Origin of the sequence: Staphylococcus sp. HMSC055C03 (assembly GCF_001809385.1) — a bacterium.
Classification (GTDB): Bacteria; Bacillota; Bacilli; order Staphylococcales; family Staphylococcaceae; genus Staphylococcus; species Staphylococcus simulans.
The window spans coordinates 1-10,041 of record NZ_KV797473.1 but is presented as its reverse complement, the minus strand read 5'-3'; the positions used below and the strand labels follow the sequence as shown (position 1 = coordinate 10,041).

The window sequence follows — 10,041 nt, the reverse complement described above, 5'->3', positions numbered from 1 at the left end:
CTATTGCAATAGTGCGGGGGGCACTAATTGTTAATTATTTTCTTTAAATAGTGATGTTAACTAAGAATTCGCATCAACTATATCACGACATTGTTTAGCAGCAGCTCTTGGATTATCAGCATTTGCAATACCGCCACCAACAATAATTAAATCTGGTTTTTCAGCTGCTACCTCCTCAATTGTATCCGGTTTGATTCCACCTGCTACAGCTACTTTTGAATTTGAAATAACTGATTTGACAGTACGTAAACTTTCTAAAGGTGATACACCTTCAGCTTGTAAATCATAACCCGTATGCACAGCAATATAGTCAGCACCCATTTTATCTAATTCAGCTGCACGTTGTTCTAAATTTTGAACCGCAATCATATCAACTAATAATTCTTTACCGCTTTTGTGCGCTTCTTCGATAGCACCTTTAATTGAAGCATCTTCCGAAACACCAAGAATTGTTACGATATCAGCTCCGAACTTTACAGCTTGACTTACTTCATATGCAGCAGCATCCATAATTTTCAAATCTGCTAATACTTGTGTATTATTCACTGACTTACTCATATGTTCAACCGCAGATAATCCTTCATTGATAACAATTGGAGTTCCGATTTCTACGATATCAATAAATTCCTCTACTTCTTGAGCAAGCTTTGCTGCCTCTTTTTGATCTAATAAATCGATCGCTAATTGTAATTTCATTAAATTTTCTCCTCTCTAGTTTTTATAGTGCTATTATGGTATTATTCACAACAAATAACAATACTGACATTTTTGTCACTATATAAAATGGAGGCGGCATTTTGTTAATTAAGTATAATAACAAAGAGTTTTATACATCTAAAGATTTAGCTTTGTCTGTAATTGGTGGAAGATGGAAAACCGCTATTGTTTACCATCTTTTGCAAAGTGAACATTTAAGGTTAAGTGAGTTACAAAATAAACTACCTGATATCAATCAGCGCATGTTAATAAGACAACTTAGAGAATTAGAGCAGGATAAAATTATTGAAAAGACGATCTACCCAGTAGTGCCTCCTAAAGTAGATTATAAGTTGACTGAAATAGAATTAAAACTGGATAAAGTGGTCTTTTCAATTTGTGATTGGGGAGATAGCTTTCTAGATAAAGTGAGAAGCGATAATCATAGTAGTTGACATAAAGCTACTTATCGGAAGTTATATGTAACTCATCTAGTACAGATGATATAATATACAGGTCGCCTATCTCTCAGGCGTCAAATTTAGACGCAGAGAGGAGGTGCATTACTTTGCTAATCATTTTCGCTCACATCATAGCACCAGTCATCAGTGGCTGTGCTGTTGCGTATTATACTTATTGGCTTAGTAAACGCAACAAATAATTAATAGGCGACTTTATAAGCCAGCATCGAAAAAATCCCCACACTATTGCAGTAGTGTGGGGATTGGTGCATTAATTGTTAATCATTTTCGTTATCTAGATTATAACACTGGTTAGTAAGGGAATGCAAAATTACGCTCACTATTTCTAATAAATATTTTTTGAATTAAAATAGTGAATACTTTTCTAACTATAAATTTGGAAGTGAGTCTAATATATTTACCAATTTAAATCCACCCTTAGATTGGGTGTATTATTTCTATATAAAAACTGCGATTCTTTAGCTTTAATAAAATCTTGTTGTTTCGATCTATATCTGTGACTTCCTATCATGATATAACAAGCTTCAATTGCTCTTGTAATTCCGACGTAATGTAAATTTAAAGATTGTATATAATCCTCTTTAGATACCCAATTACCTCGTGGTGGTAAAACCCATTCATATAAATCTAATAGAAATACACACTTGAATTCTAATCCTTTTGATTTATGTAATGTCATGATATTAACTTCATCTTCTGATGCAGGTTTGAAGCTACATAAAGCTATTTCGCTACTTATAACTTCTTTTAATTTTCTATAAATTTGTTCATCTGGTTTATCCGGATAAATTAGTCGGGCGATGTTATGAAAATCTTCAATGTTAGATATGAGATCTTTTTCATCTAAATTAAATATTTTATCAACAATGATTAGTCCTTTTTGAAAGTTTTTATAATTTAATTCTTCATTTATGTATCTACTAACAAAACCTAGAACAGTTTCAGAATTCTTTTTATATAAATAATAGGAAGATAAAAGGTCATTATACAAAGTTGCCCAATTTCCATTTATGTTATCTAAAGCTGTTTCAACAAATAATTTATTATTTATTTTTAAAAAATCAGAAGCCCGTTTAGCTGTTTTGTTACTTCTACACAAAATTGCAAAACCACTATTTTTATTTATATTATATTTTTTCTTTAGTTTTTCAAAGTTTTTTTCTATAGATTCAATAATATTTTCGTCTGTTCCTAAGACATTAACTTTAAATACTCTTTTTTCTTTCATGATATTTTTTCTTCTAACACCCATAAGTTCTAAAGAATAATCTGAAATAGAATCGTGACATCTATGGTTTCTAGTGATTTCCAAATGTGTAAAATTTTCCATTCCTATTAATGATAATAAATATTTTGAATATCTCTCACTAAATGCATAGATAGCTTGATCTAAGTCACCTACTGCTATACCTTTAATTCCTTGATTTACTAACTCAATGAAAACTTTGTGTTGAATGTGACCACAGTCTTGATACTCATCAATAAAGATATGAGTATACCTCGCTTTGAGATAAAGTAAACTTTGTGGGACTTTTTTGAGTATATATAATGCTGTTTCACCACTAATTTCTAAGAATATCAAACCATCTTGTAATGATTTTTTTAGTAGTTCAAATATTTCTTCATCTACTTTATTTTCCTTTAATTTTTTTAACTGTTTATATTTAGGATAATCATCAAAAGAGTTTTTTATTTCCAATGGTTTCCCTTTACCGCATAAAATCTTTGCAAAAGGAATAATAATTTCAGAAATATAAAATTTGTCAATAGTTCCAAAAAAGTGATTCTTATTTTCTGTTTTTTTCTTCTTATAACGAGATTCCAGTTCTTGACTGGCTTTTCTAGTAAAGGAGATAGCTATAACTCCTTGAAAGCTCATTAAATTTGTAGATACATCTATGATTTTTTCTATTATTGTGTGTGTTTTTCCACTTCCTGGTTTAGCAGTAACAACTAAATTTCCTTGTTCTTTGATAATCTTCAGTTGTTCATTTGTAGCACTAATTTTTTTACTCATGACCATTAACTACCTCTTTTGCTAAACATTCAATTTTTTTAAGTGGGTTAGAAATTTCATCGTTTTCTAAACATTTTAATTCATCAAAATTATTTTTTAAAAACTCTAACATGTTCTCAGCTTTTTCCTTTTGCATTTTATATACTGTCTGTTTTTCATTCTGAGTATTATAGAAATTCTTTAAAGATTTAAACAAATTACTATGAACTAAATCATGTTCAAGGTCTATATGAGATAAGTATATGTTGTAATCTTCTATTCTCTTTTTGATTTCATCAGCAAAATCGATAGAACTCTGTGGACGCTCATTAAATTTTATCCATTCATTTTTGTCTTTATTATCTTCCCAAAAATGTAATAGACCATGGTTGTTACCTTTTAATAAAAGCTCTTTATATATACCGATAACGCGTGATATACCTGCATGATAAGAAAATTCAATATCTTTCTCTTTCTTGGTTTTATTAAAAATATCATTATCAGTTCGTAATACAAATGGAATATCTAAAGCTAAGCAAATTTTAATATAAGGTTTAAATCCTACACCATTCACTGTAATTATTGAAACATTCAATTTGTCTAAATCAATATTCAATTTTTTAGCAAGCGCAGTATAAAATAGTTTTTCTGACGGACCTTCTACTAAAAAAACTGCATTTACAAAGAATACATCAGAAGTTATTGCATCTAATCTATAACCAAAATCATCAAATTGCACTTGTAATTCTTCACTACATCCACCTTTTGCTACTTTTGTAGTTTTGTTTTTAGCGTATAATTTGACTATCTTGTTTGGTCTAAATTCGGAGGCTATATGAGGTGAGTGTGTCGTAATAAATATTTGTTCATCAAATTTATCTAACAAGTAATTAGAAAGCTTACGTTGTTGTTGTGGATGTAAATGGGCTTCTGGTTCTTCTATAGCATAAAAAGTAACTTTCTCTAGTGAGTTTATGTTTTTTTGTTTAGAAATCCAGGTTGCTAAAAAAATTTGATTATTTCTGCCATCTCCTCCTAAGGTTAAAGCACCTTCATCTGTATTGTAAGTTAGCTCAATATTACCTAACATTTTATCAATATCAGAATTAGCATTTTTAAAAATCAGTTTTTGACCTACATTATGTATAGCAAGCGATTCTAATTCAGCGTTTACTTTGTCTAAAGATTCGTGAATGTAGTTTAAATGATCTATTTTGCTATTCATAATGGTTAAATCACTTTTTATTTCAGTTATACGGTCTTCATCTTGTTTGGCTTGCTTTTCTGTTAATTGTGATTTTGCATTTTCGAGTATTTTATTTTTTTCTCGTTTCATAAAAGAATCTAAATTACGGTTTGTGTTTACGTACTCCATATTTAGTCTTTTGATATAAAAACGAGAACTTTTTAGCTCTAATAGTTCTTCAGTAGGTCCAGTAAGTATACTATATTCACCATTTTTTGAATTTTTATATTGTATATACACTGTTTCGTCATTGATATCTCCCTTAAATGTTGCTAATAAACAATCTTCTTGAATATGTGTTATTTTAACTGTTATTTCAATGTTTTCAGATTTAGTATATACATTATAATCGCTATCAAATAAATCTAAGTCTCTGTCACTTAAACTTCGATCAAATAAGAGTCTTAATGCAAATATTAAGTTTGTTTTTCCTATATCATTTGCCCCTATAATTAAAGACTTATTGGAGAAATTAATTTTCTCCTCACTAAAATTTCTAAATCCTTTTATTTTAATCCATTCTATATTCATTTAAGTGAACCTCCTACGTAGTATTATTTAATTATAAAATAAAATAACATCTTTTATATATTTATAATAGTTCTAATTTTTAAATCGTTCATAAATTTTATTAAAATTATTATAATATTAATTAAAATAAATAAAAGATACATTTTATTTATTTTCTTATAAAAATTGAAAAGTGTGTAGTAACCTTTTGTATGATTAGGGTGTATATTAATTATGAGGTAAGGTTTAATGATTGTTGGTTATGCGAGAGTATCATCTATAAACCAAAATTTAGAAAGACAGCTAGCTAATTTGAAAACATTTGGTGCAGAAAAAATATTTATAGAAAAACAATCGGGAAAGTCAGTAGAAAACAGACCTATATTTCAAGAAGCACTTAACTTTGTGAGAATAGGAGATAAATTTGTTGTAGAGTCTATTGACCGTTTAGGTCGTAATTATGATGAGGTGATTAAGACAGTTAATTATTTAAAAGACAAAGAAGTTCAATTGATGATTACTAGCTTACCTATGATGAATGAAGTGATTGGTAATCCATTATTAGATAAATTTATGAAAGACTTAATCATCCAAATATTAGCAATGGTTTCAGAACAAAAACGAAATGAAAGTAAACGTCGACAAGCGCAAGGTATTCAAGTCGCGAAGGTAAAAGATGTATATAAAGGGCGACCTTTACTTTATTCACCAAATGCTAAAGATCCACAGAAACGTATTATTTATCATCGCGTTGTAGAAATGTTAGAAGAAGGCCAATCAATTAGTAAAATTGCGAAAGAAGTAAATATAACAAGGCAGACGATTTACAGAATTAAAAACGATAATGATTTGATTTAATAAACTTTGTTTCAATGCAACTGAGAGCTTCTCACGGCGTCTCAAAACAGATGATTATAATCTTATTATGAGTTTTTTATATTATTTTTCATTAACGAATATTTTTAAACTATATTATTTTTGTTACTATGTAATCTATTCTACCTTTTCTTACACTCCCTAACTTTTCGTCACAGTTTGGACAGCCGATATCATGTGCAATATCAGAGATTGGATACCTAACTTCTTTTATATATAAATCTTTGTTACTTTTTGGACATTTCAGTGGATCTGCTTTCATAATACTCCTCCTTTTATTAGTTTACATAATAGGTCATTTTATCAGAAGTGCCAATAATAAAAATAATAGCCTTACAATCTTATAAACTTGTAGGGATATTTACTGTGTTAATTACCAAACAATCGGCTCCAGAAACCTTTTTAAAGTTCTTTTTCTTCCCTTTCTTCGTATTCACTATCTATTTCTTCGAATTGTTTATCGTCTATTGTGGGTGGTTCTTCGTTAATAATTTCATTCTCTTTCTCTTCAGGTATATCTTTACGCTGCGCCTCTGTAGATTGTTCCCATTCTTGTTGTTGATCAGTATCTTTAGACTCTCTAGTAAATGTTGCTTCTTGTACATTAACATTTTGTCTCTCATTAGCAGACATATCAAAAGAATAATTAGTTGTTTTTCTTCTTCTAACTCAGACTCCAACCTTTATATTTTTTTGTTACTTTCTAATCCTAATATTTGTTGATTCCCTAGCAATTTTTTAATGTATTAACATTGCTATTTTGTTGATCTAATTGCTCAGTTAGATTCTCAATATATTTTTCATCATTTTCAGCTCTAGATTCAAAGATTTCTATTTGCTTTTCTAATGCGTTTACTTTTGTTTTTAATGTCTCAGGACTATTTGAATTATTATATATTTTTCTCTACTTTTTCAGTATTTTTACCAAACATTTCTTTTTTTACTGATTCTTTTCTATGATTTTAAAACAATCATTATCCTCAATATAATTAATCTCATTTTCTTTTTCAAATGCTATATTTAAACTTTTAGTATTATTAACAATAGTTTGTTTAGTTACACCTAATTCATCATCAACCATTGATAATTCTCATAACCCCCCCTTAGATACCTAATTAGCCCTTTATAAAATGTTTTTGTCGCATAATTAGGTACTAAAACAAAGAGTTTTAACTACATTTAAAACTCTTTATATACCTTCTTAAAAGTGTTAATATTACTTTATAAATACTAAAAGAGTCAATGCTATTGGCGTAGCATCGACTCTCGGTAATAAAACGATTCGCACTCGTTTGTTTATATATTTTTTGATACTTGTATTATATCTATCTAATCATCTAAGTGCAAGCACAAAACATATAACTTACGTAAAAATTGTTTTATTACCTCAATTCTAAAAATGGAAATGAGGTTTTTATTATGCCGAAATTTGAAAAATACAATTTATCACAAGTAAAAACTGAAAGGTTTTATCAACTTCCTAAATATTTATTTGAAGATTCATACTTTAAAAAAATGTCGGCGGAAGCCAAAATTATGTATGCTTTATTAAAAGATCGCTTTGAATTATCCATCCAAAATGAATGGGTAGATAAAAATAATAACATTTACTTTATTTTCAGTAATAAACATTTGTGCGAATACTTAGGTTATGCAGAACAAAAAATTATAAAATTAAAAAAAGAGTTAATAAGTTTTAATTTACTAACTCAAGAACGTGTTGGTCTTAATAAACCAAATAGATTATACCTATTAAAACCTAATTATGACATTAAAGCCAGTCATAGCAAGGAACTTCCAAATTCACAGTTCCAGAACAATGAATTTGGAAGTTCTAGAACTGTGAATTTAGATGGTCAAGAACTTCCAAATTCACAGTCTAATGATACTGATTATAATGATACTGATTATATTAAGACTGAGAGTAATGATACGCATGATTTGAATGATAAGAAATTAGCATATCCTAGTAATCATTCAAATCACGACAATCCAAACTTTAGTAATGAAGCTTTAAAATTCCAATTATTAGAAGAATTACCGAAGAGTATTCAAAACTATTTAAGTAACTTTTCTGTAGCTGAAATTAAAATTATCAAGTCTGTATTGTTAAAAGCCAAAACATCTTTCAACAATTCTATTGATACATATTACTTATTAGAAGATATGGAATTTGAGATTGTTAATGTCCTTAAGCGTTTTAAAGCTACATTAATTCAAAAAAATGAGACTGTTCATGATATGCAAGGTTATTTAATGAAATCCTTCAAATCAGAATTCGCAGAAATGCATACTCTGAATAAGCGACGGGATAACTTACCAATTACTTCTTTATTTAATCAATAATTTAACTTAATACTTAATGAATTAAAAATACTCCTAATTAGAGTGAAGTAAACAAAGTTGAAAATAATAATATGAAAACAAGGTATCAAAGGATCAATATGACAAAGATTACTTTAAAAAGTATTGAATATATTTACAATATATATAAAAAAACTGTAGACCTCTTCAGATTTACAGATTTTCATCATGCCATAAAAATTGAGATTAAACCTTTATTTTTCAACTTTGCAACAGAATCCTTTTAACAACATGGAGGTTACAATGATGGATGATTTAAGAATTTTAAGGTCCAAATTAACAATTAAACGCGCTATGCTAGATCTTTTAACTAAAAAGCCATTTAAACATATTACTATCAAAGATATATCAGATAAAGCTATGGTAGGTCGTTCTACATTCTATCATCACTATTTAGATAAATATTATTTAGTTGATAATTTAATCACAGACAGCTTAGATGATTATGAGAAGACATTGCATCAGAGATTAACTGAGCCTCATGTTGATATTGCACATTTTTTGAGTACATTAAAGCTTGATAGTAAAACGTTACTGCTACTACGTCAAATTGAAAGTACAGAATTAGAAATTGACACTTCAATAAAACAAGATCTTACACAGACTTTTTAAATGAGTTTAAACACTATTCATCAATTCACTATACTGAGATATTACCTCGTCTGATGGCGACATTAGTATTTGAACTTTTAATATTGGCCAAAGAAAGTAAATTTGAACGCAAAAATTCAGAAATTAAAGCTATCGTGAATGATCGAGAAGTACGATGGGAAGATATTAAACATTGGAAATCAATTCGTTCAGCACGAGTCTTACCTCATCAAAATTTTTATCAATTAAGTGAAGATGAACTGATACAAGCAGCAACTGAAAGCAAATTGGCTTTAGGGACAGATAAAATACTAGACATCTACGACGAACGTTTAAATGAAAGTGACGCTATGTGGCGAACATTTGTTCAACGTACGTCAAAGGATACTCCCTTTAAAGAACGTCATGTCATCATCGAAGTAGAAGGTATTAACCCAGTAATGGTCAGCAATATCGATTAAGAAAGTGGTATGTCTTTAGAAGGTTCATATAGTCTTCATTCTGAACATTATGTCTTCTTACAAATAGATAACATGCAACTTGTAATGGAAACCTTTGGTAATTACAAACATCCAAGTTTGTTTAAAATTGAAATGTTAGACCTTAACACACATAAACTTCCTGACGATATTAATCCAAATGCTGCTAAAGGTATTTTTGTTCCACAAGGTGTCCCAGACGAATCAGTCATTAGACATATGGAACACTTTGTGATTGATATGATGAGACAACAATCTGAGAAATAAATAAAAGACCTAAGATTTTGCAGTGAACCAAAATTTAAACTTTTTGATTAAATTATTTCTTTTAAGGTAAGATTTCTGTATTCAACAGGAGTCTTGCCTTTTTAATTCATTTTTCTTCTTAAATGATTATAGTATTCGATATATTTGTATATTTTTAATTCCAATCCTTCACAAGAACTAATTTCTTCTACATAGGATAATTATCATAACAATCACCTTTCCTTGACATACTTTGAAAAATATATGGTTTTTAAGTATTTCCACCCAAGGCCTGTGCTGATAGTGCCAACCTTGATCAGAGTGAACTGTAGTTCGATAATTTAATTTCGGGATATTTCTAATAGCTTTGTCTAAAGATGGTAGCACCAAATCTAAAGTTGGATTATTGCTAATAGAATAAGCGATAATTTCTTTTAAAAACACATCTAAAATAGGTGATAAATAGTGTTTTGTATTAGTACTCATTATATTTAAGTGAGTAATATCTATTAGTTAATAAAAAAGGGGCTGGGACATAAATACAGTCCAAAATAA

Annotated in this window: 13 protein-coding genes and 1 pseudogene; 7 read left to right on the top strand and 7 right to left on the bottom strand. The window is 28.8% G+C overall.

The annotated features are described in order from the left end of the window. Positions 1-60: 60 nt before the first annotated feature. The gene (hxlA, locus tag HMPREF2603_RS00120) at positions 61-696 is read right to left on the bottom strand and encodes a 3-hexulose-6-phosphate synthase (RefSeq protein ID WP_060803689.1); all 636 of its coding nucleotides are present in this window, start codon (positions 694-696) and stop codon (positions 61-63) included. A 101-nt stretch (positions 697-797) separates the two neighbouring features. Here hxlA and HMPREF2603_RS00115 point away from each other — a divergent pair, with 101 nt between their 5' ends. Then, positions 798-1,151, top strand: coding sequence for a winged helix-turn-helix transcriptional regulator (locus HMPREF2603_RS00115; RefSeq protein WP_060803690.1), 354 nt, complete (start codon positions 798-800; stop codon positions 1,149-1,151). A 113-nt stretch (positions 1,152-1,264) separates the two neighbouring features. Then, positions 1,265-1,357 (top strand): type I toxin-antitoxin system Fst family toxin, encoded by a 93-nt coding sequence (locus tag HMPREF2603_RS13170; protein WP_148130340.1) that lies wholly within the window; start codon positions 1,265-1,267, stop codon positions 1,355-1,357. Between the two features lie 218 nt (positions 1,358-1,575). On the opposite strand, the gene HMPREF2603_RS00110 is transcribed toward HMPREF2603_RS13170, so the two are convergent. Then, entirely contained in the window at positions 1,576-3,195 is a 1,620-nt protein-coding gene (locus tag HMPREF2603_RS00110; RefSeq protein WP_186822220.1) for a UvrD-helicase domain-containing protein, read from the bottom strand. Then, the gene (locus HMPREF2603_RS00105; RefSeq protein ID WP_060803692.1) at positions 3,188-4,951 is read right to left on the bottom strand and encodes an ATP-dependent nuclease; all 1,764 of its coding nucleotides are present in this window, start codon (positions 4,949-4,951) and stop codon (positions 3,188-3,190) included. Before HMPREF2603_RS00105 ends, HMPREF2603_RS00110 begins: the two co-directional genes overlap by 8 nt. 228 nt (positions 4,952-5,179) lie before the next feature. Here HMPREF2603_RS00105 and HMPREF2603_RS00100 point away from each other — a divergent pair, with 228 nt between their 5' ends. After that, positions 5,180-5,788: a recombinase family protein gene (locus tag HMPREF2603_RS00100; protein WP_060803693.1), complete on the top strand. Its 609-nt coding sequence runs from the start codon at positions 5,180-5,182 to the stop codon at positions 5,786-5,788. A gap of 109 nt (positions 5,789-5,897) precedes the next feature. Here HMPREF2603_RS00100 and HMPREF2603_RS13300 read toward each other — a convergent pair whose 3' ends face one another. After that, positions 5,898-6,068, bottom strand: coding sequence for a hypothetical protein (locus HMPREF2603_RS13300; RefSeq protein ID WP_156423338.1), 171 nt, complete (start codon positions 6,066-6,068; stop codon positions 5,898-5,900). A gap of 140 nt (positions 6,069-6,208) precedes the next feature. Continuing rightward, a pseudogene (locus HMPREF2603_RS00095) lies at positions 6,209-6,887 on the bottom strand (DUF536 domain-containing protein). A 338-nt stretch (positions 6,888-7,225) separates the two neighbouring features. On the opposite strand from HMPREF2603_RS00095, the gene HMPREF2603_RS00090 reads away from it, so the two are divergent. The 4 genes from HMPREF2603_RS00090 to HMPREF2603_RS00075 all read left to right on the top strand — a co-directional run bounded on the left by HMPREF2603_RS00090 (position 7,226) and on the right by HMPREF2603_RS00075 (position 9,507). Next, on the top strand, positions 7,226-8,152 hold the full coding sequence (locus HMPREF2603_RS00090) for a replication initiator protein A (protein WP_060803694.1): 927 nt from the start codon (positions 7,226-7,228) through the stop codon (positions 8,150-8,152). A gap of 264 nt (positions 8,153-8,416) precedes the next feature. After that, on the top strand, positions 8,417-8,782 hold the full coding sequence (locus HMPREF2603_RS00085; RefSeq protein ID WP_060803695.1) for a TetR/AcrR family transcriptional regulator: 366 nt from the start codon (positions 8,417-8,419) through the stop codon (positions 8,780-8,782). A 53-nt stretch (positions 8,783-8,835) separates the two neighbouring features. Further along, positions 8,836-9,222, top strand: coding sequence for a hypothetical protein (locus tag HMPREF2603_RS00080; RefSeq protein ID WP_060803696.1), 387 nt, complete (start codon positions 8,836-8,838; stop codon positions 9,220-9,222). 72 nt (positions 9,223-9,294) lie between these two features. After that, positions 9,295-9,507 carry a hypothetical protein gene (locus HMPREF2603_RS00075; RefSeq protein WP_222563220.1) on the top strand — a complete coding sequence of 71 codons (213 nt, stop codon included), beginning with the start codon at positions 9,295-9,297 and terminating at the stop codon, positions 9,505-9,507. A gap of 101 nt (positions 9,508-9,608) precedes the next feature. Here HMPREF2603_RS00075 and HMPREF2603_RS13795 read toward each other — a convergent pair whose 3' ends face one another. Both HMPREF2603_RS13795 and HMPREF2603_RS12945 read right to left on the bottom strand, forming a co-directional pair. Continuing rightward, positions 9,609-9,671, bottom strand: a complete 63-nt coding sequence (locus HMPREF2603_RS13795) for a hypothetical protein (protein ID WP_371106788.1) — start codon at positions 9,669-9,671, stop codon at positions 9,609-9,611. 13 nt (positions 9,672-9,684) lie between these two features. Beyond that, on the bottom strand, positions 9,685-9,990 hold the full coding sequence (locus tag HMPREF2603_RS12945; protein ID WP_261676358.1) for a DDE-type integrase/transposase/recombinase: 306 nt from the start codon (positions 9,988-9,990) through the stop codon (positions 9,685-9,687). Between the last annotated feature and the right edge of the window lie 51 nt (positions 9,991-10,041).

Excerpts from the sequence above, each read along its gene's own strand:
- HMPREF2603_RS00110 (WP_186822220.1), bottom strand. The coding sequence starts at position 3,195 with ATGAGTAAAAAAATTAGTGCTACAAATGAACAACTGAAGATTATCAAA.
- HMPREF2603_RS00100 (WP_060803693.1), top strand. The coding sequence starts at position 5,180 with ATGATTGTTGGTTATGCGAGAGTATCATCTATAAACCAAAATTTAGAA.
- HMPREF2603_RS00075 (WP_222563220.1), top strand. The coding sequence starts at position 9,295 with ATGCAACTTGTAATGGAAACCTTTGGTAATTACAAACATCCAAGTTTG.
- HMPREF2603_RS00080 (WP_060803696.1), top strand. The coding sequence starts at position 8,836 with ATGGCGACATTAGTATTTGAACTTTTAATATTGGCCAAAGAAAGTAAA.
- HMPREF2603_RS13300 (WP_156423338.1), bottom strand. The coding sequence starts at position 6,068 with ATGAAAGCAGATCCACTGAAATGTCCAAAAAGTAACAAAGATTTATAT.
- HMPREF2603_RS00085 (WP_060803695.1), top strand. The coding sequence starts at position 8,417 with ATGGATGATTTAAGAATTTTAAGGTCCAAATTAACAATTAAACGCGCT.
- hxlA (WP_060803689.1), bottom strand. The coding sequence starts at position 696 with ATGAAATTACAATTAGCGATCGATTTATTAGATCAAAAAGAGGCAGCA.
- HMPREF2603_RS00105 (WP_060803692.1), bottom strand. The coding sequence starts at position 4,951 with ATGAATATAGAATGGATTAAAATAAAAGGATTTAGAAATTTTAGTGAG.
- HMPREF2603_RS00090 (WP_060803694.1), top strand. The coding sequence starts at position 7,226 with ATGCCGAAATTTGAAAAATACAATTTATCACAAGTAAAAACTGAAAGG.